This window comes from Catenulispora sp. GP43 (assembly GCF_041260665.1).
GTDB lineage: Bacteria > Actinomycetota > Actinomycetes > Streptomycetales > Catenulisporaceae > Catenulispora.
Genome location: NZ_JBGCCT010000036.1, coordinates 24,723 through 46,784, shown reverse-complemented (window position 1 = coordinate 46,784; position 22,062 = coordinate 24,723). Strand labels below are relative to the sequence as shown.

Genomic DNA, 22,062 nt, shown 5'->3' with positions numbered 1-22,062 from the left:
ACCTGCACCGGCACGACATACGAAGCTTGTGAACCACACAGACGGGAACCCCCATGCCTGAAACCACCACCGGCCCCTCGACGACCGCCTGGTGGCGCACCGCGTCGATCTACCAGATCTACGTCCGCAGCTTCGCCGACGCGAACGGCGACGGGATCGGGGACCTCGCCGGGATCCGCTCCAGACTGCCGTACCTGCGTGATCTCGGGGTGGACGCGCTGTGGCTCACGCCCTGGTATGTCTCGCCGATGGCCGACGCCGGGTACGACGTCGCCGACTACTGCGACATCGACCCGGTCTTCGGGGACCTGGGCGGGGCCGAGGCGCTGATCGAGGCGGTGCACGAGCACGGGTTGCGGATCATCGTGGACATCGTCCCCAACCACTGCTCCGACCGGCATCCCTGGTTCCAGGCGGCGCTGGCGGCCGGTGCCGGATCGCCGGAACGCGGCCGCTTCTGGTTCGTCGAGGGCAGGGGCGAGGGCGGCGATCTCCCGCCGAACGACTGGCAGGCGTACTTCGGCGGTCCGGCGTGGACGCGCATCACCGAGTCCGACGGCAGCCCGGGCCCGTGGTATCTGCACATGTTCACTCCGGAGCAGCCGGACCTGAACTGGGAGGACCCCGGGACGCTCGCTGCCTTCGAGGAGATCCTGCGGTTCTGGCTCGACCGCGGTGTCGACGGCTTCCGGATCGATGTCGCCCACGGGCTGATGAAGAAGCACGGGCTTCCGGACGTCGGTCCGGTCCCGATCCCCGACGATCTCCCGTATCAGGACCGGCCGGAAGTGCACGACGTGTACCGCGCGTGGCGCCGGGTCACCGACTCCTACGCCGGCGAACGTGTGATGGTCGGCGAGATCTGGCTGCCGACCCCCGAGCAGTACACGCGCTACCTGCGGCCCGACGAGCTGCACTCGGCCTTCAACTTCGAGTTCCTGTGCAGCGCGTGGGAACCCGCGGCGATCCGGGACGTCATCGACTACACGCTCGCCTCCCACGCGAGCGTCGGGGCGCCGCCGACCTGGGTGCTGTCCAACCACGACACGATCCGGCACGTCACGCGCTACGGACGCGAGGACACCAGCTTCGACATGGGCCACAAGCGCCACGACGACCCGTCGGACCTCGCCCTCGGCACCCGCCGCGCGCGGGCGGCGGCACTGCTGAGCCTGGCGTTGCCGGGCGGCGTCTACGTCTATCAGGGGGACGAACTCGGCCTGGCCGAGGTCGTGGACATCCCCGTGGACCGCATCCAGGACCCCACCTGGGAGCGCTCCGGCCACACCGACCGCGGACGCGACGGCTGCCGGGTCCCCCTGCCGTGGTCCGGCGACGCGCCGCCGTTCGGCTTCTCCGGCGCGCACCCGCAGGCCGAACCCTGGCTGCCGCAGCCGGCCCGCTGGAAGCAGAGCACGGTCGCGGCGCAGAGTGAGGACTCCGCGTCGACGCTGAATCTGTACCGGGACGCGTTGGCGCTGCGCCGGAAGCTGATCTCGCAGCTGCCAGCCGCCGTGACCTGGATCGATGCCGGCGCGGACGTCCTGGCGTTCTCGCGCTCGGATGCCTTCACCTGCATGGTGAACTTCTCCGACGTCCCGATCGCGTTGCCCGGCGGGTATCGGCTGCTGGCGAGCAGTGACGACACGGCCGGCGGCGGCGTGCTTGCTCCGAACGCTGCCGTGTGGCTGGGCGCCGATTCCTGAAGCCTGTCTCGGAACCGGGTTATGGCACTACCGGGACGGTTTGCGCAGACGCGACCACAAGGGCGTCCGGTCCAGCTTCCGCAACGCGCGCTGGGCCCTCGCGGCGGTCTTGGCATCCGCCCGGTCAGCGGCTGTCTGGAATGGTGTGCGCGCGCCATCGATATCGCCGCGGTGGTGCAGCAGTTCGCCGAGTTCGGTCTCGCCGCGCTCCTGCATGATCATCTCGAGCTTGCACGAGCCGTGGGCGTCGCCGGCCTCGTCGAGGACCCACGAGTCAGCGCCCGGCGGCGCCCTCCCCGCGCAGCGTCATCATGGTGCTGGTGACGCTCGCGACCGCCTTGCCGTCCTCGCGCAGCACGTCGCACACGTAGTGCGTGATGGTGCGGCCGGAATGCGACGGCCGCGCGCGGGCGGTCAGCGTGCCGCGCCACACCGGCCGCAGGAACGTGGCGCGGATGTCGATGCTGGTGAACGACTCGCGGCCAGCAGGGTACTCATCTCACTCAGATGCGGGACCCGCATCGCGCCGCACGGCCAGGCGCATATCGTCCAGCCCCACATCCTCCCCATCGTCGTTCTGCATCCGCACCCGCACCGGCGAGCCGGTCTGCGTGTCGACCACCTTCAGCGGCCCGTCGTCCTGCTGCAGGTACTTGTCGCCCCACTGCATCAGCCCCAGGACCACCGGCAGCAGGTCGCGTCCCATGTCGGTGAGCACGTACTCGTACCGGGTCCGCTGTCCGGGCTCGCGATAGGGCTGCTTGGCCAGCACTCCGAGCGCGGTCAGCTCCTTCAGCCGCGCCGCCGCGACCGCCTCGGTCACGCCGACCCGGCGCGCGAAGTCGTCGAAGCGCTTCGTGCCGTAGTACGCCTCGCGCAGCAGGAGGATCGCCGAGCGGGTGCCGACGGCGCTGATGGCCTTGTCGATGGAGCACCGCTCGGCCTTCCAGCTGTCGCGGTCGGCCAGGACGGGTTCCAACTGCATCACCATGTGACCTACCTTACCTTGGCTTGAGCTGGCCATAGTCAGAGTCTAAGCTCCTGACTATGGTCAACAAGAGCCAGATGGAAGGGGAGCGCTGATGGCTACGGCACGGGACGCGGTGATCGTGGGTGCGGTGCGCACGCCGATCGGCAAGGGCAAGCCCGGCGGCGCACTGTCCGGCGTGCACCCGGTGGACCTGCTCGCGCACACGCTGCGGGCGCTGGTCGAGCGCACCGGGGTGGACCCGGCGCTGGTCGAGGACGTCATCGGGGGCTGCGTCGACCAGGTCGGCGAGCAGGCGATGAACACCACCCGCAACGCCTGGCTGGCCGCCGGGCTGCCGGAGTCGGTGCCCGCGGTGACGGTCGACCGGCAGTGCGGGTCCTCGCAGCAGGCGGTCAGCTTCGCCGCGCAGGGGGTCGTCGCCGGCGCCTACGACCTGGTGGTGGCCTGTGGCGTGGAGTCGATGAGCCGGGTGCCGATGTGGTCCAACGCGGCCGGCCAGGACCCCTTCGGCCCCGGCGTCGCGGCGCGCTACCCCGAAGGGCTGGTCCCGCAGGGGATCAGCGCGGAGCTGATCGCGGCCAAGTGGGGCCTGAGCCGCCGGCAGCTCGACGAGTTCTCCGCCGAGTCGCACCGGCGCGCGGCGGCCGCGCACGCCGCCGGCCGCTTCGCCGAGGAGATCGTCCCGGTCCCGACCGGGGCCGGACTGGTCACGATGGACGAGTCGGTCCGTCCCACGACCACCCCCGAAGTCCTGGCCGGACTGCGCACCGCCTTCGAGGACCCGAACTACGCCGCGCGCTTCCCGCAGATCGACTGGTCGGTGACCGCCGGCAACTCCAGCCCGATCAACGACGGCGCCGCCGCCCTGCTCATCGCCGGCGCCGAGACCGCGCAGCGCCTCGGCCTGACGCCGCTGGCCCGGCTGCACAGCTTCGCGGTGGTCGGCGACGACCCGATCATGATGCTCACCGGCATCATCCCGGCCAGCGAGAAGGTGCTCCGCCGCGCCGGGCTGAAGCTCTCCGAGGTCGGCCTGATGGAGGTCAACGAGGCCTTCGCCCCGGTGGTGCTGGCCTGGCAGGCCGAGACCGGCGCCGACCTGGCGAAGGTCAACGTCAACGGCGGCGCCATCGCGCTGGGCCACCCGCTGGGCGCCAGCGGCGCGCGGATCATGACGACGCTGGTGCACGAGATGCGGCGGCGCGGCGTGGTGTACGGGCTGCAGACGATGTGCGAGGCCGGGGGACTGGCGAACGCCACGATCGTCGAAGCGCTCTGAGGGCCCGGCTCGCGGGCCGCGCCGCCTGAAGTCGCCGGAAGCCGCCTGAATCAGGACCGTTATGATGATCGGCGACTTCATCCGGTGATCAACGAGCACGATGACGGGGCAAGCGATGACGCCGCCGCACCGACCTCGGCTACAGCGCCGAGGAACGTGAGGCGGGCCTGGTGCTGATGCGCGCGCTGGACCACGACCAGCTGGTCGCCGACGCCGCCGAGGCGCTGGCCGAGCGGCTATAGCCGCGCCAGCCAGGCGTGGTCCGGGTACGTGTGACCGATGAGCTCGGCCAGCCGCGCGCGCTGCGCCGGGCTCAGCTCGGGCAGCACGCTGTCGAAGTCGGCTTGGTCCTTCGGTCGCGCGTGCTTGGCCTTGAACAACAGCACAAGCTCAGGCGTCAAATAGGGAATGCCGTCCGACGTGTGGCAGATGACCTCCGCATACGGCAGCCGGATCGTCCGATCGTGCCGGCAGATCCAGGTCGAGCCCTCATGGGGCTCACGGAACACGTCGACGACGTAGTCGCCGCTGGCCGGGTCGCGAAGCCACGTCTGGTGCGTGGCGGCCAGCACCTCGGGTGTGGGATCCGGCCACAGGCAGTCCTGACCGACGCCTTCGAAGACGTAGCCGGGGAACAGGCCGCTGATCTGGTCGAACTCCGCCGCCGGGACCGCGATCTCCAGATCCCCGTGCCGCCGGGTCTGCCGGCCGCGGAACAGGTCCAGGGCCCAGCCCGCCGCGACGTACCAGGGCACCTCGACGCCGGTCAGGCGCCGGGCGATCTCGGCCGGGGACCAGGCGCGGGCCCAGCGGTCGTCGAGGGCTTCGATGTCGGCGGGGGACAGGTCGGTGCGGCCTTCGGGCGGCGGTTCGCTCTCCCGCGGTTCACTCATCTCAGGGAACTTACTCTCGCGCGGCGGCGGTGCTCGAGCGCTTTTCGAGCCCGGCCAGGTCGGCCATCACCCGCACCTGATGCCCGAAGTACACCTCGCGGGCGTCGATCATGCCGTCCAGCCGCCCGAAGACCTCGAAGGACACCAGGCCGAACAGCTGCGTCCACAGCGTGAACGCCATCGCGATCACCGCCTCGGGCGTGGTGTCGGCCGCCAGCTTCGGCACCGGCGCCGGCCCCCGGTCGATCAGCGCGCGCAGCTCCGCGGCCGTGGCCTCCGGCAGCGGCCGGGGCGGCAGCGCGGGGCGCAGGCCCCGCACGGCGGCGTCGATCAGGATCCCGACGATCGTCACCACGATCTCGGAGGCCGGGCCGGTGGTCTCCGGCGGCGCCGCGTACCCGGGTACCGGGCTGCCGTAGATCAGCGCGTACTCGGCCGGGTTCGCCAGCGCCCACGTCCGCACGCCGTCGGCCAGCGCCAGCAGCCGTCCCGGCAGGTCGGCGCGGGGGACCTCGGCCTCGGCGGTCTTCGCGTCGGCGGCCAGAGTCGTGTACGCGTCGGTGATCAGCGCGGTCAGCAGTGCGTCGCGGCTGGGGAAGTACCGGTACAGCGCCGACGGGACCAGGCCCGCGTCCCTGGCCACGGCCCGCAGCGACAGGTTCGCGCCCTCGGCGGCCAGATGCCGCTTGGCGATCTCCCGGATCTGCTCGACCGTCTCGGCCCGGACCCGGGCACGCAGTGATGGCACCGTCATGACGCCCATTCTCGCACAACAGAGAACGCCAGACCGGTCAGAGAACACCGTTCTTGACAGCGCGTGCGACCGAGGGTGATAGTGGAAGCGAGAACACCGTTCTCTCACGAGAACGATGTGCACGCCAACCCAGGAGCCCGCCATGTCCGTCCACGTCATAGTCGGTGCCGGCCCCGTCGGCACGGCCACCGCCACCCTCCTCGCCGATCGTGGCGACCGCGTCCGCGTCATCACCCGCCGCGGCACCGGCCCGGACCGTCCCGGCGTCGAGCGCATCGCCGCCGACGCCTCGGACGCCGCGGCGCTCGCCGAGGCGTGTGCCGGCGCGACCGCCCTCTACAACTGCGCCAACCCGCCCTACAACCGCTGGCCGATCGACTGGCCGCCGCTGGCCGCCGCCTTCCTGCACGCCGCCCGCACCAGCGGGGCCGTACTGATCACCACCGGCAACCTCTACGTCTACGGTCCGCCGACCGGCCCCATGACCGAGCAGCATCCGCTGCGGCCGGCCGGAACCAAAGCCGGTGTCCGGGCCCGGATGTGGGAAGAAGCCCTGGCCGCCCACGAAGCCGGCGACCTGCGCACCGCCGAGATCCGCTCCTCGGACTACCTCGGCGCCGGCACCCAGACCCTGTTCAGCGTCGGCGTCATGCCGAAGGTCCTGGCCGGCAAGCGCGCGGCCGCCCCCGCCGACCCGGACGCCCCGCACACCTGGACCTACGCCGGCGACGTGGCCCGCATGCTGGTCGCCGTCGCAGGCGACGAACACGCCTGGGGCCGCGCCTGGCACACCCCCAGCCCGGAACCGGCCTCCCTCCGCGACCTGGCCACCCTGGCCGCCCGGCTCAGCGGCGCACCCTCGCCGCGGCTGTCCGCGCTGCCCCGCACGCTGCTCTGGCTCGCCGGCCTCGGCGACCCGATCGTCCGGGAGATGCGCGAGACCCAGTACCAGTTCCGCAAGCCGTTCATCATGGACTCCACGGCCGCAGCCAGGCACTTCGGCATCGAGCCGACCCCGATCGAGGTCGGGCTGAAGGAAATGATCGCGGCGCCGAGGGTTACGGTTGCGCGATGAGGCTCGATGGCGAACCACCGGAAGCACTCTTGATCGGAGGGCGGGCCGGAGTCGGCAAGACCACCGCCGGTTGGGAGGTCTCGGCGCGACTCCAAGCCGCGCAGATCGCGCACGCCCTGGTCGAAGGGGACAACCTGGACCAGATCTTCCCCGCACCGCCCGAAGACCCACACCGCTCCCGGATCACCGAGGACAACCTCGCCGCGATGTGGCGTAACTACTCAGCCTTCGGATGTCGAAGGCTGATCTACACCAACACCGTCTCCATCCTCGAACCCGACCTGATCACCCGGGCCATGGGCGGGACCGCACGCATCATCGCCGTCCTGCTCACCGCCGACGACGACACTGCCCGAGCGCGGCTCGGCGGGCGCGAAATCGGCAGCCAACTCGACGCCCACATCACCCGCGGCGCGAAGATGGCCGTCCACCTGGAGACCGCCGCACCCGCCGGGGTCCACCGCATCCCCACCGACGGACGCTCCGCCGTCGACATCGCCCGCGACATCATCGCGACGACCGGCTGGTCAGCCCACGCCGGCCATGCCGCTCGCCTCGGCGGGAACCCCCGGCACTGTGCCGCCGAGGGCCCCGCCTGAAGCTTCTACCTGGGCTGAACGGTGGACCGCGGCGCTGCTGTCGCCTGGCCGGCCGCTAGTCTTCTAGCCGTCCATCTCGGCGAGGTTGAACGCCATACCACCGTCGTTGAACGCCTGAAGCATTGAGATGTCGAACCCGAACGGGTCCGTGCCGCCCTCCATGCGCCGGATGACGGTGTCGCTGGCGATGGTGTTGCCCTTCGGGTCCTTCATGGTGGTGCAGACGACGATCTGGCCCCCGGGGGTGAAGGTGCCGGGATCCATGTTGGACGGGACCGTGATGGAGAAGTCCGTCGAGCCGTTGAGGTTGATCTTCACGCCTTCGATCTTGCCGGTGGCGCCGCCGCTGACGATCTGGCCGCTGCCGTCGACGGTGACGGGCTCTTGGACGAGCATGTCGATGGTGGCGGGCCCCTGAGGCCGGAAGTTCGAGTTGCGCCGGGCGCGTCCTCGGGCCTTGCCGGAGTGTGAACCCGGCGTCAGCCTTCTCCGTGTCACCGAAAGCAGGGTTCTTCGCCCTCGTGATCGGAGCTCATGATGTGGATTCGTGGCGCTGTCGGCACCGTGTTGATCGTGATCGGGGGCGTGTGGATCGCCCAGGGCTCCGGCCGGATGCACGGGTCGATGATGACCGGTCATTCCCAGTACACCGGGCTGGGGGCCGTGGTGGTCCTGGTCGGTCTGGGCCTGCTTGCGTGGGCCTGGCGTCTGCGGGGCCGGGGTCCCCAGTAGACCTCGACCACAGCATCCAGGTGACCATCGGCTGCGTGGATCGCGTTCCGGCTCGAGTCGACGGCCGTGGCGGGAAACAAACAATCGAACCGAAGACCGCCACTGGCCGTGTCCATAGTGTGGACGGCGTTGCCAGCGCAGTGGCGACGACCACCGACGGGCCCCCACTGTCGCTTTGCCCCGAGCAGTTCCAGTTGCTTCACGAGGCCCGTTCGGTCCGCTGTTTCAGCTTGGTTGGGAGGTGGATGAGGCGATGGCCACACTCGGCGTTCCTGCCAGGATGGTCAAGTCCCGCACCTACCACGCCCTGCGTGCCCTGACGCTGGCCTATGAGCAGCGCGGGATCACGCCATGAACGCGATCAACGGGGAGAGCGGCAAGCGGCGCCAAGAATGCCGCGAACAGGACGGTCTGCGGATCTGGCTCGGTGCGTACGTGCTCGGCGCCCTGGACGAGGCCGACTCGCAGCGGGTCCGCATCCACCTGCAGGACTGCGTCGAGTGTCAGCAGGAGTACGACGAGCTGCTCGAGGTGCGCACGATGCTCGACATGGCTGGGGCGGAGGCAGCGCTGGCCGCGGGGCCGGAGCCCGTTGCCGCGCCCGGTCCGGCAGCCCGCGGCGTGGGCCGGGGCCGGAGTCCCCGCCGCCGCCGCCGACTCGGCCTGGCAGCAGCCGGGGCGTTGCTGGCGAGCGTTGCCGGCATCGGCGGTTTCCTCCTGGGCGACAACCATTCGGGCACACCGTCGGCTACTCGCGCCGTCGCGACCACCGGTCTGTACGGCATCTCCGCCTCGATCCGGTACCACCCCGAAGCCTGGGGCACCTCGATGCAGGTGACGATGAGCAACGTCCCGGCCGACTACACCTGCACGCTGACCGCGGTCGGCAAGGACGGGCGCGTCGAAGTCGCCTCCACCTGGTCCTCCGGCCCGCACGGCGGCACCGTGACCGTCCCCGGCGCGGTCGCCATACCGGCTTCCTCGATCGATCACTTCGACGTCGCCGTCGCACCGGGGATCAACCTGACAATCCCGGTCCCGGCCGGCTGACGCTTCCGCCGCGGGTCAGGCGGGTCAGGGGGTCAGCTTGTCGGGGGCGGTGGCAGGCCGAGTTGCTGCCGGATCGTGGTGACGGCGCGCTCCACCGGGACGTTGGCGGCTGTCAGCTGCTTCTCATACTCCGCCAGGCGCGCCACCGAGGTGGCGTGGGCCGCCGTGGCCGTCAGGTCGGCGCGCGCCTCATTGACCGCGAACAGCGACTTGGCGGCGGTCTGCGTCGGTGGCGGGAACTCGATGGCCCGCAGGCAGCGATCGAACAGATGCTCGGTCGCGGCGGCATCGCGCAGATCGGCCTGTGCGGCGGACAGATTTCCCTGGTCGGGGCCGTTCAGGTGGTCGAAGTCGGTCTCCAGCCGCTGGTTCCCCGCATTGGCGATCGCGAGATAGCGCGCGGCAGCGCTGCCGTCAGATGCGGGCCTGCCGCTGGGAGCCGCGCAGTTCGGCGGCGTGGATGTCGACGACGGCGCGGCGGAATGCTGCGCCGCGCATGCTGACGCCAGCAGCACCACAGCCGCCGACGCTGCGAGGCGTGCGGCGGGCTGTCGCGGTGGTGAGCTGTGTCGCATGTCAGTAGTTGTAGCCGCCTCCGCCTCCTGACGTACTCGGCGCGGGCGTCGACGGTGTAGTCGACGGGACAGCGGTGATGGCGTTGCCGTTGGTACCGACGACGTACCAGGTGCCGCCGAAGGTCGCGATGCCCTCACCGTTCACGTCGCCGGCCTTGGCGTCGTGGCTGAAGGTGTACAGGGGGTGGCCGTTGTAGGTGACCTGCATGGTGTTGTCGGTTCTGGCGGTGGTGCTGACCAGGGAGGCCGTGACCCCGCTGTTGGCGGGCATGCCGGTTGTGGTCTCCGGGGGCCAGATGCTCGCGCACGTGTTGTAGCAGGTGGACGTCGGCCCCTTGTCTGCCGTCAGCATGTAAAGGGTGCGGCCCGAGCCGTCGACAAGGATCTGGCCGTACTTGGAGTTCGCGGTGTGCACGGCGGCCGAGGCAGCGGGGGCGCTGCTGGAGGACGACGGCGTGCTCGCCGGCTTGCTGCTGGAACTGCTGGAGCTTCCGCACCCGACGGCCAGCGCCGCGACGGCGCCCGCACCGGCTGCGATGGCGATGAGACGGTTCATGACGAACTTCTTCCGCGGGAACACCACATCGCCTGATGCGATGCGGTCAATCCATCGGCCCGCAAAACGGGTCCTGCTTCACAAAACGTCAGAAGACTCCGGAGGGTTCACCTGGCTCTCGCACGCGACCACGGCTCGCGCATCGAGCCGCCGGAGCGCTCGGTGCGCTCAGACCTTGTTGCCGCCGGCGTTCACCGCGAACCATCCGGCGCCGAAGGAAGTGTTGCCCTCGCCGGCGGTCTGGCCGGCTGCGTTGTCGCCGGCGTAGGTGTAGAGCGGATGGCCGTTGTACACCAGTTGCTTGGAGCCGTCGCTACGGGTCAGGGTGGTCAGCAGCGAGGGGGTGAGCCCGGGGCCGGCGACCGGCGTTCCGGTGGCGGTAGCCGGCGGCCACACCGCGGCGCACGCGCCGGAGCACGCCGACATGGTGGGCGTGTCGGCCTGGAACAGATACAGGGTGAAGCCCTGCTCGTTCACCAGGACCATGCCCAGCGACGTGGAGCCCAGGGACACGGCGGCGCCGGCCGCAGGGGGTGCGGTGCCGGTCGACGACGAAGAGGGCGATGTGGGCGATGTGGGTGATGTGGACGACGTCGAGGGCGCGGGCTGCGACGACGCCGGACTCGACGAGCCGCCGCAGGCAGCGAGCAGGACGGCCGCGGCAGCAAGTCCGCCACCGGCGAGAACTGAACGGAACATGGAGAGCACCTCCGGCGCACAGGCCTGGGCGGCCCGCATTGGCAATAATCGGTCCTTTCGCACAAAACGTCTATCTGGGTGTGTGAGGTTCAATCAGGACCGACAACGGCAGGCGAGGGCCGACCCGGGATCCGGTCCGGCCCTCGCACCGAGGTCACGCCGTGGTCATGTCAGCCGGCCAGAATCGTGCTCCGCAACTGCGGGTCGGCGTAGATCTCGGCCTCGGAGAACCGCTCTGTGACCCACTGCTTGTGCGAGAAGAGCACAGTCTGGTCTGTGTAGTGCGGTGAAGAAGGGTTCGATGATTCGGAGTAGGTGAGGATGGTCCGGGTGTGCGGGCCGGAAGGTGTCAGCTCGACGGTCATGATGAAGCTGGATCCGAAGGCGCCGTCGGCGACCGAGGAGTTCTGGCCCGCGGTGGGGGACGACGAGACAACGTCGAAGCAGCCCTCGTCGTCGGAGCAGCCGTTGAGCGGGACGCCGTCCCATTCCTGGACCTCGCCGGGCGCGGCGTCCACCGGGGTGTGCGTGGCCGTGAACCGCTGCACCACGTCGGCCAGTGAATGCCGCACGTTCGGGTCGTCGGCGGTGAACCCGCCGGGGGTGGTGACCGGGTGGGCCGGGTCGAAGGGCACCCGCCACCACGACGGCTGGCCGGAGCTCCCGCCGAGTCGGCTGAATAGCGCCCGCCACAGCACCTCGCCGTGGCTCCCGGCGTCGCCCCGGCCGTCCCAGGACGCCAGCGCGGAGCACGCGGCGCCGACGTCGACGCGGGTGCCGTCGTCGGCTGTCAGGACGGGGTTCGCCCGGCACATCGCGACGACCGCGTCGCGGGCCATCTCGCCGCTGAGGTCGCGGTCGTTGAGCTCGACGGTCTGCAGATCGCCCAGGGTGAACCCCGGAGCCCCCAGGCCGTCGGTGCCGGCCAGCCGCTGGCCGATCATGGTCAGTCCGAGCCGGGTCCGCAGGGACCGTGCGGTGGCGACGTTGCCGTAGATGGCGCTGTAGCCGGTGATCGGCGCTGCCGGGTTGGTGAGCCAGGCGCTGTTGTTGGAGTTGGCGACGAAGTCGCCGCGGGGCAAGTGGGGATAGTGGGACGGCCCGAAGATGCCGGGTGTGATGGCATCGGGGTCGGTGCCCCAGGCGCAGGCCGTGGTCGAGCCGTCCAGGATGAAGGTCTCGGGGTAGGCCTGGCGGCCTGCCGGTGTGTCGATACAGCGTGTCGCTTCGGCGTCGCTGACGTTCGGGACCACGCCGGCGTCGCTGTAGGAGGCGGTGCCCGCGGTGTCGACCGCGATGGTGTTCACGAACGGAATGGCCTGATATGTGTCCTGCGCCCGGTGGAGCTGGTCGAGGTTCTGCGAGGTGTCCATCGCCAGCCACTCGTTCATGGAGCGGAGGTTGTCGGCGTTGGCGTCGTCGAGGGCGAAGGCGCTCGATGTCGTCCAGCTGGCGGCGAGTACGGGCCCGTACTTCGTGCTGTAGAGAGTGCGAACGACGGTTGAAAGCTTCCCATCAGTGCCGCGCACGGTTACGGATACGTTTTGCCGCGTCATCGGTATGGCCTTGCCGTCGACCAGGTAGCTGGTCGGATCGCCTGGGGCCAGGGCCAGTTGGTAGAGGGTGAAGCGGTTCGCCGTCGACACTATGTGGGTCCAGGCCAATCCCCTGGTATGCCCGATCTCCACCACCGGCGAGCCGTACAGGCTGGCACCGGTCACGTCGATCACGCCGGGGATCGTCAGCTGGATCTGATAGAAGCGGGCGTAGCCGGCCCATGGATAGTGCGGGTTGGCGAGAAGCATCCCGTCGTGGCCGGCGGTGGCGTCCTTGCCGAGGGCCCAGCCGTTGCTGCCCAGACTTTTGTTCTTGGCTTCCAGCGTGCTGGAAAGGGCGGTCGAGAGCGCCGGAGAGGTGTGGGCCGCCGTCGCCCCGGCGGTCGGCGGAACCGCCTCGGCGATCGGGGCCTTGAACTGTGCGCTTCCGGCGATCCTGTCCACGTCGAGGATGTTGTCCCAGAGATCCAGCGCGGTGATCGGGCGCACCCATGCCTGGCCGCGGCAGGTGGCGTCAGGCAGATGCGCCACACCGGTGTCCCGCAGATATCGGTTGTAGCCGGCGACATAGCCGTCGACCAGTTGGCGCATCTGCGCCGTCGGGCCGAGCGGCGCCGGCTGCGCCAGCAGGCGTTGTACGAGGCCCGCCTGCCGCACGCTCTGGTAGTAGAGGTCACTGTCGAGGTTGGTGGTCGGGCCGGCGAGCGGATCGTCCACGGTCGCGGTCGGCCCGAGGAACCGGGATCGCTCACCGCTCACCGTCAGCATCCGATCGGCCATCACGCAGATGTTGTCCTGGGCGAACGCGTAGCCGTACCCGTAGCCGAGACTGGGGTAGTCGCCGGCGAGGATGTGCGGGATGCCGTATTCGGTCCGACGGATGTCGACTGCGAAGTGGGCGCCGTCGGCGGACAAGGCGGCCAGAGTGGTCGTCGCGGCCGGGGGACTGGCGGCCGACGCGGATGCCGGGGCTGACGCCAGGGTTCCCGCGACGATGGCCACGGCGGCCAGCACGGCCGCCATTCGTTTGGTCCGCAAAGGGCTACTGGTCATAGTCGGCACGGTATGCCTATATCAGAGCTATGACATCCGCCCGTCGGTGTAAGCCGGGGCGGATCATCCGCCCTGGGGATTAGTGCGCTGATGTACGTTTGCGCGGTCAGCCCACATGCTCCAGAACGATGTCGGCGACCTCGGCTACCGGAACGGTCGTCACCACCTCCAATGTTGCCGACCTACGCAGTAGCGGCTCAACGGTCTGCACGTACTCAAGGGTCTCGGCGAGTTCTGCCGGATCCTTGCCGTAGGTGTTCGTCGTCCGGGTCGAAAGCCGCTCGACCAGCACCTCTGCCGGGGCGCTGAGCAACACGATGTGATCGAACCGCGAGTAGTACGAGCTCTGGTTGCGGACCGTCCCCTGCACGAACAGCACGCCTGACTCGCCGACGGAAGCGGCGGCGAGCACGGCTTCGATCCGTTCGTGCCGCCACAGCCGCTCGCCGTCGACCACCTCGTGGAAGTCGCCGTAGTCCGTGTCCACGGTCGCATAGCCCCGCGATGCCAGTTCCTCCAGCAATGCGGACTTGCCGACGCCGGACATGCCGGTCACCAGCACACGTTTCATGGGGCGGGATTCGCCGGCGCCGGGATCTCCCCGGACCCGCGTGCGATGTAGCGCGTCGGCACCACCGTGTGCCGCGCCGGTCCCTCGTGTCCGTCCAGTCGCGCGAACAGCAGGCGCGCCGCTTCGATCCCCAGCTGCGCGGGGTCCTGCGCGATGACCGACACCCCGGGGGTCAGCAGGTCGGCCAGCGGGAAGTCGTCGAAGCCGACCAGCGCGATCCGGTGTTCGAGCCCTGCTTCCTGCAGGGCCCGGCGGATGCCGATGGTGATCAGGTTCTGACCCGACACGAACGCGGTCGGCGGTTCGGGGCTGGCCAGTGCCTCGTGCGCGGCCCGTTCGGCGGCCTCGACGCTGCTCAGGCCCAGGCGGATCGGGCTGCCCGGGGCGCCCGGGGTGTCGGCGGCGGTCGCGGCCGGGAAGACGTCGGAGAACCCTGCCAGGCGCTCCCCGGCGGTCCAGATCGTCGCCTGGTCGCCGAAGTAGGCGACCCGGCGGTGGCCGGCTTCGCGCAGGCGTGCGGCCGCCGCCGCGGTGCCCTCGCGGTTGTCGACGGTGACGGTGTCCACGCCGTCCAGGTCGACCATGCGGTCCACCGCGACCAGCGGGGTGCCGAAGCTCTGCGCGGCGCGCAAGGCGTCGTCGGCCTGGCCGGTGGGGACCACGATCAGGCCGTCGGCGCGGCGTGCGGTGAACGTCTCCACCAGGTCCCGCTCGCGGCTCGGGTTCTCGTCGCTGCTGCCGGACAGCACCAGGACGCCGCGTTCGGCGGCGGCGTCGGTGATCGCGCGTTGCAGGGCCGAGGAGAAGGGGTTCGCGACGTCTTCCAGGACCAGCGCGACGGTGTCGGTGCGGCGGTCGGCGCGGCGCAGGCTGCTGGCCGTGGCGTCGTGGCGGTAGCCCAGGTCGCGGGCCGCGGCGCGGACCTTCTCCGCCAGCTCCGGCGCCACCCCCGAGGCGCCGTTGACCACCCGCGAGACGGTGGCCAGGCCCACGCCGGCGCGATCGGCGACGTCGCGCATGGTGACGCCGCGCCCGGCCCCGGCCTGCCTAACCACAACACCCCCGACGGCCCTGCGCCACGGTGCCCCCTGCCTCGCCCCACGGCGGTGTCGGAAACGGAACAGTCACGATCGACACCGATTCTCGCCTACCTCTGGACAGCGCGTCACATCGGCCCTACGGTACCAGGAAACGTTTCCAAGGAAACGTTTCCAGCAACCCTATGGAAACGTTTCCCCGCTAGTGGCATCGCTGAACGCGCAGGTCGGCCCACCCACACAGCCGGCCATGCCGTCGCGCCCTCGCTCCGCACCGGCTGTCCGAGACCGACCCGAAACCGACCCGAAAGGGACCCCCATGTCCATGTCATCGAGATTCGCATCCCCGGCGATAGCCGCGCTCGTCCTGGCCGCCACGCTGACCGCGTGCGGCTCCGGCGGCTCCGGTGGCTCGTCCGGTTCCGGCGGTTCCGGCGGCTCCGGCTCGATCACCGTCGGCCTGATCACCAAGACCGAGACCAACCCCTACTTCGTCACCATGAAGAAGGGCGCGCAGGCCGAGGCCGCCAAGGACGGCGTCAAGCTGCTCACGGCCGCCGGGGCCTATGACGGCGACAACTCCGGCCAGGTCACCGCGGTGGAGAACATGATCGCCGCGGGCGTCAAAGGCATCCTGATCACCCCGAGCGACCCCAAGGCGATCGCCCCGACTCTGGACCGGGCCCGCCAGCAGGGCATCGTCGTGATCGCCCTGGACACGCCGCCGGACCCGCAGAACTCCGCCGACGCGCTGTTCGCCACGAACAACCTCACCGCGGGCAAGCTCATCGGCCAGTTCGCCAAGGTGAGGATGGCCGGCAAGGCCGCGAAGATCGCGATGCTCGACCTGACGCCCGGCGTGGACGTCGGCGTCCAGCGGCACGACGGCTTCCTGTCCGGCTTCGGCATCGCCGAGGGCGACCCCGCGATCGCCTGCGAGGCGGACACCGGCGGCGACCAGGCCAAGGGGCAGACCGCGATGGAGAACTGCCTGCAGAAGGCCCCTGACATCAACCTCGTCTACGCGATCAACGAGCCCGCCGCGATGGGCGCCTACCAGGCGCTCAAGGCCGCCGGCAAGGACAAGGCGGTGACCATCGTGACCATCGACGGCTCCTGCACCGGCGTCAGCGCCCTGACCCAGGGCCAGTTCGCCGCCGACTCGCAGCAGTACCCGCTGAAGATGGCCACGCTCGGGGTGGACGCGGTCAGGGACTTCGCCAAGACCGGTAAGAAGCCCAGCGGCTACACCGACACCGGCGTGAGCCTGATCGCCGCCACCCCGGCGGCCGGCGTCGACTCCAAGGACGCGTCCTACGGCCAGTCCAACTGCTGGGGATCGTGAGCCGCCTGATGAACGCCACGAGCACCGTGAGTACCGTGAGCGCGCCGACCACTGAGCGTGCCGCTGCCTCCCCACCGGAGGCGGCCCCCAGCCGCCTGGCCACCCTGCTGCGGATCCCGACCCTCGGGCCGCTGGGCGCGCTGCTGCTGGCCTGTCTGTACTTCTCCTTCGCCTCCGGCCGGTTCCTGACCGGCGGCAACATGTCCCTGATCCTGCAGCAGGTGATGGTGGTCGGCACCCTGGCCGTCGGCCAGTCCGCGATCATCCTCACCGCCGGGATCGACCTGTCCAACGGCGCCGTCATGGCGTTCGGCTCCATCGTCATGACCCGGCTCGCGGTGGCCGGCGGGCTTCCCGTCTGGCTGGCGATCGCCGCGGGCATCGGGGTCTGCGCGCTGTTCGGAGCGGTCAACGGCTCGCTGGTGACGCTGGCCAAGCTGCCGCCGTTCATCGTCACGCTCGGCACGCTGAACATCGCGATGGCGCTGACCCACATCACGTCCAAGGAACAGACCGTCACCGGGCTGCCGACCGTGCTGACCAAGCTCGGCGACACCTTCCCGCTCGGGCAGACCCGCGTCACCTACGGCTCGGTGCTGATGCTGGTGCTGTTCGCGCTGGCCTGGTACGTCCTGCGGCACACCGCCGCCGGGCGCCACCTGTACGCGGTCGGCGACAACCCGGACGCGGTGCGGCTGGCCGGCGTCGATGTCCGGCGTCAGCTGATCACGGTCTACACGATCGCCGGCGCGCTGTACGGGATCGCGGCGCTGCTGCTGGTGGCCCGCACCGGCGTCGGCGACCCGCAGGCCGGCCAGACCGAGAACCTGGACTCGATCACCGCGGTGGTCCTGGGCGGCATCAGCCTGTTCGGCGGGCGCGGCTCGATCGTCGGCGCCCTGTACGGCGCGCTGCTGGTCGGCGTGATCCGCAACGGCCTGCAGCTCACCGGGGTCGACTCGGTCTACCAGATCCTCATCACCGGCATCCTGGTCATCGCGGCCGTGGCGGTGGACCAACTCGCCCGCAGGAGGCGCAAGTGACGGCACGGTTTAGTCAATCGCAGTCCAGTCAATCCAGCCCGACCACCGAGAACGCGCGGGCCGCGACGGCCGGCGAGCAACCGGTGCTCCAGGCCCGCGGCCTGGTGAAGCGCTACGGGCACGTCACCGCCCTGGACGGCTGCGACTTCGACCTGCTGCCCGGGGAGATCCTGGCGGTGATCGGCGACAACGGCGCCGGCAAGTCCAGCCTCATCAAGGCCCTGTCCGGCGCGCTCAGCCCGGACTCCGGCGAGCTGCGGCTCGACGGCAGGCAGGTCCGCTTCCACGGCCCCGCCGACGCGCGCCGCGCCGGCATCGAGACCGTGTATCAGGACCTGGCCGTCGCCCCGGCGCTGGACATCGCCTCGAACCTGTTCCTGGGCCGCGAGCGGCGGCGCAAGGGCGTGCTCGGCTCGGTGTTCCGGATGCTCGACCGGGACCGGATGCAGAACGAGGCCGCCGGGCACATGGCCGAGCTGAAGATCGGCATCCGCTCGATGAAGCAGAGCGTGGAGACGCTGTCCGGCGGGCAGCGGCAGGGCGTCGCGGTGGCGCGCAGCGCGGCCTTCGCCCGGCACGTGGTGATCATGGACGAGCCGACCGCGGCGCTCGGCGTCAAGGAGACCGGCATGGTCCTGGACCTGATCCGCCGGGTCCGCGAGCGCGGCCTGCCGGTGGTCCTGATCAGCCACGACATGCCGGCGGTGTTCGACGTCGCGGACCGGGTCCACGTCCAGCGCCTGGGCCGGCGGGTGGCGGTGGTCCGGCCCGGCGAGATCGAGATGTCGGAGGCGGTCGCGATCATGACCGGCGCCGCGCCCGGAAATCTGGCGGCCGACAAGCTGACCGCCGACAAGCTGACCGCCGACAAGCCGACCGCCGACAAGCCGACCGCCGACAAGCCGACGGCTGACAAGCAGACCGCCGACAAGCCGGCGGCCGACAACCTGGCGGCCGGCTGATGGTTCAAGCACAGGGCGCCTTCGCCGATACCGATACCGATGTTGGCACCGCCGCCGTCGCGGTGGTCGGCGAGGCGCTGATCGACCTGATCCCGGTCGATGTCCACGACTGTTATCAAGCGGTCCCCGGCGGCTCGCCGGCCAACGTCGCGGTCGGCCTGGCCCGGCTCGGCATCCCGACCCGCATGGCGGCGCGCATCTCCGGCGACCCGCCGGGCCGGATCCTGCGCCGCCGTCTGGCCGACGCGGGCGTCGACATGCGCGGCGTGGTGGCGGCGGCCGAGCCGTCGTCGGTGGCGCTGGTGTCCCGCGGCCCGCACTACGATCTGCGGATCCACGGCACCGCCGACTGGCAGTGGACCGAGGCCGAACTCCAGCAGCTCGACCCGGACTCGCTCGCGGCCCTGCACATCGGGTCGCTGGCGGCGGTCCTGCCACCCGGCGCGCACGAGATCGCCGCCCTGGTTCGCCGAGTCCGCCCCACCGCCACCATCACCTACGACCCGAACATCCGCCCCGACCACATGGCCGCGATCCCCGACGCGCGCCATCGCATCAACACATTGATCGAGTTGGCCGACGTGGTCAAGCTCAGCGACGCCGACCTCGGGTGGCTGTCCCCGGCCATCCCGCCGGCGGCCTTCGCCCAGCACCTGGTCGCCACCGGCACCGCCCTCGCGGTGGTCACCCAGGGCGCGGCCGGAGCCGTGGCGGCCTGCGCGGCCGGGATCATCGAGGTCCCGGCGTTCCCGGTCGAGGTCGTCGACACCGTCGGAGCCGGCGACGCCTATATGAGCGCCCTCCTCGCCGGCCTGCACGACCGGCGCCTGCTCGGCGCCCCGGCCCGCGCCGACCTGCGAGCCATCGGCGTCGACGCCCTCACCACGGTCCTCACCGACGCTGCTCGGGCCGCCGCCATGACGTGCGGCCGTCGCGGCTCGGACCCTCCGACCCGGGCCGACCTCGAAGCCCCGGCCGACCTCGAAGCCCCGGCCGTCCTCCGCTGAACAGCTAAGGAGGTACCACCATGTCCCGAACCCGGCTCAAAGTACTGTTCGCCGTCGCCGCGTTGTTCACCGCGGCCTCAGTCGCCGGCCCGCCGGCCTCGGCCGACGCCCTGTACCACGAGATCTACCGCCCGCAGTTCCACTTCTCCCCGCAGCAGAACTGGATGAACGACCCCAATGGCCTGATCTACTACAAGGGCCAGTACCACCTGTTCTTCCAGTACAACCCGAGCGGCGCCACCTGGGGCAACATGTCTTGGGGCCACGCCGTGAGCACCGACCTCGTCCACTGGAAGCAGCTCCCGCTGGCCATCCCGCAGGACGCCGACGAGATGGTCTTCTCCGGCAGCGTGGTGTTCGACCGGACCGACTCCTCGGGCCTGGGCACCGCCGCGAACCCGCCGCTGGTCGCGATCTACACCAGCGCGTACAAGGCGACCGGCAAGCAGGCGCAGTCGCTGGCCTACAGCCTCGACGGCGGCACCACCTGGACCAGGTACAGCGGCAACCCGGTTTTGGACCTGGGGTCGCAGAACTTCCGCGACCCGAAGGTCTTCTGGTATCAGCCCACGCACTCCTGGCTGATGACGGTCGCGCTGTCCGACCAGCACAAGGTGTCCTTCTACACGTCCAAGGACCTGAAGTCCTGGACCCACCTGTCGGACTTCGGCCCGGCCGGGGCGGTCGGCGGCGCGTGGGAGTGCCCGGACCTGTTCCCGCTGCCGGTGGACGGGGACCCGGCGCGCACCAAGTGGGTGCTGGTCGTCGGCACCAACCCCGGCGCCGTCGCCGGCGGATCCGGCGTGCAGTACTTCGTCGGCGACTTCAACGGCGCCACCTTCACCAGCGGCGACCCGCCCTACACCCCGCCGGCCGGCGACACCCTCCAGGACTTCGACTCGGCGGCGGGCTACGGGACCTGGACCGCGACCGGCACGGCCTTCGGCTCCGCGCCCGCGGCCGGAACCCTGCCGGACCAGCAGCAGGTCACCGGCTTCACCCCGCCCGGCTTGGCGAACTCCTACAACGGCGGCGACCCCTCGACCGGCGAGCTGGACTCGCCGACGTTCACCGTCACCAAGCTCTATCTCAACTTCCTGGTCGGCGGAGGTGATCATCCCTACGTCGCGGGCGCCGGGGACGGCACGCCGCCGCCGGGAACCCTGTTCCAGGACTGGTCGGCCGGCACCACCTATGCCGACGAGGGCTGGAGCGCCACCGGCTCCTTCGCCGGCTCCGGGCCGCTGGCCGAGCAGCTGCCGAACCAGCTCACGCCGCGTGTCCTGGACACGTTCTCCCCGGCCGGGGACGGCGGCACCGGGACCGTCACCTCCCCGGCGTTCACGATCTCCTCGCACTACATCGGGCTGCAGGTCGGCGGCGGTGATCATCCCTGGGGTGCCGCCGCGCCGACCGCCGTCAACCTGCTGATCGGCGGCAAGGTCGTGGCCAGCGCCACCGGTACGAACAGCGGCGAGCTCGACTGGACAAACTGGGACGTCAGCGCCTACGCCGGGCAGCAGGCGCAGATCCAGGCCGTGGACTCCGCCACCGGCGGCTGGGGCCACCTGATGGTCGGCGACATCGTGTTCTCCGACCAGAAGGCCGAGCCGAAGGACGACCAGACCTCGGTGAACCTGGTCGTCGACGGCCAGGTGGTGCGCTCGGCGACCGGCTCGGACAGCGAGAACCTCGACTGGGCCTCCTGGGACCTGCACGACCTGGTCGGCAAGCAGGCGCGGATCCAGATCGTCGACCACGCCACCGGCGGCTGGGGTCATATCCTCGCCGATGACTTCATGGCCGCCTCCGCCCCGGCGTTGTCGGTGATCCAGCGCGCGCACTGGATCGACTACGGACCGGACTTCTACGCCAGCAGCACCTTCAACGACACCCCGGACGGCAGCCGCATCATGGTGGGCTGGATGAACAACTGGCAGTACGGCCAGAACATCCCGACCTCGCCGTGGCGCAGCGCCGACAGCCTGCCGCGCCGGCTCAGTCTGACCACCGTGGACGGCACGGTCCAGCTGACCCAGCAGCCGATCTCGCTGAACTCGCTGCGGCGATCGCAGTACTCGACGTCGGCGATCCAGCTCGACTCCACGACGGTCCCCGTTGCCGTCCCCGTCCCCGCCAACGCGGGCCCGGAGTTCGAGGCGCAGGTCAGCCTCAACCCGCACGGCGCGCGCCAGGTGGGCCTGGACGTCCGCACCGGAGCCGGCGGCCAGCGCACCCGCATCGGCTACGACGCGGGCAGCGGCCGGCTGTTCGTGGACCGCACTGCCTCCGGCGACGTCGGGTTCGATCCGTCGTTCCCGTCGGTGGAGTCGGCGCCGGTGGCGTTGACCGGCGGCGCGCTGGCCTTGCACATCCTGGTGGACGCCTCCTCGGTCGAGGTCTACACCGCCGACGGCACCCGGGTCTTGACCACGCAGATCTTCCCGGATCCGGCGAGCACCGGTCTGGACGTGTTCGCCGAGGGCGGCCGCGCCACCGTCGCGGGCCTGCACGTCTGGAAGCTGGCTTCCATCTGGCCCTGAATAGCAGCACCCGAATTAACCCGTGTTCAGTGATGT

General features: G+C 70.5%; 21 protein-coding genes and 2 pseudogenes. 11 read left to right on the top strand and 12 right to left on the bottom strand.

Annotation, left to right across the window (positions count from 1 at the left end):
• The first annotated feature begins 53 nt into the window (after nucleotides 1–53).
• Nucleotides 54–1,706, top strand: a complete 1,653-nt coding sequence (locus ABH926_RS45075; RefSeq protein ID WP_370373122.1) for a glycoside hydrolase family 13 protein — start codon at nucleotides 54–56, stop codon at nucleotides 1,704–1,706.
• Nucleotides 1,707–1,733: 27 nt separating this feature from the next.
• Here the strand turns inward: ABH926_RS45075 and ABH926_RS45070 are convergent, their stop codons facing one another.
• The 3 genes and pseudogenes from ABH926_RS45070 to ABH926_RS45060 form a co-directional block, all read right to left on the bottom strand.
• On the bottom strand, nucleotides 1,734–1,928 hold the full coding sequence (locus ABH926_RS45070; RefSeq protein ID WP_370373120.1) for a hypothetical protein: 195 nt from the start codon (nucleotides 1,926–1,928) through the stop codon (nucleotides 1,734–1,736).
• A 52-nt stretch (nucleotides 1,929–1,980) separates the two neighbouring features.
• Nucleotides 1,981–2,184 (bottom strand): annotated as a pseudogene (locus ABH926_RS45065) (PaaI family thioesterase); the annotation flags it as partial.
• 21 nt (nucleotides 2,185–2,205) lie between these two features.
• Nucleotides 2,206–2,697, bottom strand: a complete 492-nt coding sequence (locus ABH926_RS45060) for a winged helix-turn-helix transcriptional regulator (RefSeq protein WP_370373118.1) — start codon at nucleotides 2,695–2,697, stop codon at nucleotides 2,206–2,208.
• 91 nt (nucleotides 2,698–2,788) lie between these two features.
• On the opposite strand from ABH926_RS45060, the gene ABH926_RS45055 reads away from it, so the two are divergent.
• Entirely contained in the window at nucleotides 2,789–3,976 is a 1,188-nt protein-coding gene (locus ABH926_RS45055) for an acetyl-CoA C-acyltransferase (protein ID WP_370373116.1), read from the top strand.
• 236 nt (nucleotides 3,977–4,212) lie between these two features.
• Here the strand turns inward: ABH926_RS45055 and ABH926_RS45050 are convergent, their stop codons facing one another.
• Both ABH926_RS45050 and ABH926_RS45045 read right to left on the bottom strand, forming a co-directional pair.
• Nucleotides 4,213–4,869, bottom strand: coding sequence for a hypothetical protein (locus ABH926_RS45050; protein WP_370373114.1), 657 nt, complete (start codon nucleotides 4,867–4,869; stop codon nucleotides 4,213–4,215).
• A 10-nt stretch (nucleotides 4,870–4,879) separates the two neighbouring features.
• Nucleotides 4,880–5,623, bottom strand: coding sequence for a TetR/AcrR family transcriptional regulator (locus ABH926_RS45045; RefSeq protein ID WP_370373112.1), 744 nt, complete (start codon nucleotides 5,621–5,623; stop codon nucleotides 4,880–4,882).
• 142 nt (nucleotides 5,624–5,765) lie between these two features.
• Here ABH926_RS45045 and ABH926_RS45040 point away from each other — a divergent pair, with 142 nt between their 5' ends.
• Together ABH926_RS45040 and ABH926_RS45035 are read left to right on the top strand one after the other, a co-directional pair.
• Nucleotides 5,766–6,698 carry an NAD-dependent epimerase/dehydratase family protein gene (locus tag ABH926_RS45040; protein WP_370373109.1) on the top strand — a complete coding sequence of 311 codons (933 nt, stop codon included), beginning with the start codon at nucleotides 5,766–5,768 and terminating at the stop codon, nucleotides 6,696–6,698.
• Complete coding sequence (locus tag ABH926_RS45035) at nucleotides 6,695–7,297, top strand: hypothetical protein (RefSeq protein WP_370373107.1); 603 nt, start codon at nucleotides 6,695–6,697, stop codon at nucleotides 7,295–7,297. The genes ABH926_RS45040 and ABH926_RS45035 overlap by 4 nt, the downstream gene beginning before the upstream one ends.
• 63 nt (nucleotides 7,298–7,360) lie before the next feature.
• Here the strand turns inward: ABH926_RS45035 and ABH926_RS45030 are convergent, their stop codons facing one another.
• Nucleotides 7,361–7,693, bottom strand: a complete 333-nt coding sequence (locus tag ABH926_RS45030; RefSeq protein ID WP_370373105.1) for a hypothetical protein — start codon at nucleotides 7,691–7,693, stop codon at nucleotides 7,361–7,363.
• Nucleotides 7,694–7,870: 177 nt separating this feature from the next.
• Between ABH926_RS45030 and ABH926_RS45025 the strand changes: the two genes are divergently transcribed.
• Together ABH926_RS45025 and ABH926_RS45020 are read left to right on the top strand one after the other, a co-directional pair.
• Complete coding sequence (locus tag ABH926_RS45025; RefSeq protein WP_370373103.1) at nucleotides 7,871–8,029, top strand: hypothetical protein; 159 nt, start codon at nucleotides 7,871–7,873, stop codon at nucleotides 8,027–8,029.
• A 351-nt stretch (nucleotides 8,030–8,380) separates the two neighbouring features.
• Entirely contained in the window at nucleotides 8,381–9,079 is a 699-nt protein-coding gene (locus ABH926_RS45020) for an anti-sigma factor (RefSeq protein WP_370373101.1), read from the top strand.
• 32 nt (nucleotides 9,080–9,111) lie between these two features.
• Here ABH926_RS45020 and ABH926_RS45015 read toward each other — a convergent pair whose 3' ends face one another.
• From ABH926_RS45015 to ABH926_RS44990, 6 genes are all read right to left on the bottom strand, one after another.
• Nucleotides 9,112–9,597, bottom strand: coding sequence for a hypothetical protein (locus ABH926_RS45015; protein WP_370373099.1), 486 nt, complete (start codon nucleotides 9,595–9,597; stop codon nucleotides 9,112–9,114).
• Between the two features lie 58 nt (nucleotides 9,598–9,655).
• Nucleotides 9,656–10,210: a hypothetical protein gene (locus tag ABH926_RS45010; protein WP_370373097.1), complete on the bottom strand. Its 555-nt coding sequence runs from the start codon at nucleotides 10,208–10,210 to the stop codon at nucleotides 9,656–9,658.
• Between the two features lie 168 nt (nucleotides 10,211–10,378).
• Nucleotides 10,379–10,909, bottom strand: coding sequence for a hypothetical protein (locus ABH926_RS45005; protein ID WP_370373096.1), 531 nt, complete (start codon nucleotides 10,907–10,909; stop codon nucleotides 10,379–10,381).
• Nucleotides 10,910–11,079: 170 nt separating this feature from the next.
• The gene (locus ABH926_RS45000; RefSeq protein WP_370373094.1) at nucleotides 11,080–13,518 is read right to left on the bottom strand and encodes a penicillin acylase family protein; all 2,439 of its coding nucleotides are present in this window, start codon (nucleotides 13,516–13,518) and stop codon (nucleotides 11,080–11,082) included.
• 106 nt (nucleotides 13,519–13,624) lie between these two features.
• Nucleotides 13,625–14,089 carry an AAA family ATPase gene (locus ABH926_RS44995; protein ID WP_370373092.1) on the bottom strand — a complete coding sequence of 155 codons (465 nt, stop codon included), beginning with the start codon at nucleotides 14,087–14,089 and terminating at the stop codon, nucleotides 13,625–13,627.
• On the bottom strand, nucleotides 14,086–15,144 hold the full coding sequence (locus ABH926_RS44990) for a LacI family DNA-binding transcriptional regulator (RefSeq protein WP_370373090.1): 1,059 nt from the start codon (nucleotides 15,142–15,144) through the stop codon (nucleotides 14,086–14,088). The genes ABH926_RS44995 and ABH926_RS44990 overlap by 4 nt, the downstream gene beginning before the upstream one ends.
• 301 nt (nucleotides 15,145–15,445) lie before the next feature.
• On the opposite strand from ABH926_RS44990, the gene ABH926_RS44985 reads away from it, so the two are divergent.
• The 5 genes and pseudogenes from ABH926_RS44985 to ABH926_RS44965 all read left to right on the top strand — a co-directional run bounded on the left by ABH926_RS44985 (nucleotide 15,446) and on the right by ABH926_RS44965 (nucleotide 22,026).
• Nucleotides 15,446–16,471 (top strand): substrate-binding domain-containing protein, encoded by a 1,026-nt coding sequence (locus ABH926_RS44985; RefSeq protein ID WP_370373088.1) that lies wholly within the window; start codon nucleotides 15,446–15,448, stop codon nucleotides 16,469–16,471.
• Nucleotides 16,472–16,479: 8 nt separating this feature from the next.
• Nucleotides 16,480–17,514, top strand: coding sequence for an ABC transporter permease (locus ABH926_RS44980; RefSeq protein WP_370373086.1), 1,035 nt, complete (start codon nucleotides 16,480–16,482; stop codon nucleotides 17,512–17,514).
• Nucleotides 17,515–17,597: 83 nt separating this feature from the next.
• Nucleotides 17,598–18,350: pseudogene (locus tag ABH926_RS44975) on the top strand (ATP-binding cassette domain-containing protein); the annotation flags it as partial.
• 125 nt (nucleotides 18,351–18,475) lie between these two features.
• Nucleotides 18,476–19,483 carry a carbohydrate kinase gene (locus ABH926_RS44970; RefSeq protein WP_370373084.1) on the top strand — a complete coding sequence of 336 codons (1,008 nt, stop codon included), beginning with the start codon at nucleotides 18,476–18,478 and terminating at the stop codon, nucleotides 19,481–19,483.
• Between the two features lie 20 nt (nucleotides 19,484–19,503).
• A complete protein-coding gene (locus tag ABH926_RS44965; RefSeq protein WP_370373082.1) occupies nucleotides 19,504–22,026 on the top strand; it encodes a GH32 C-terminal domain-containing protein in 2,523 nt (840 codons plus the stop codon).
• Nucleotides 22,027–22,062: the final 36 nt, after the last annotated feature.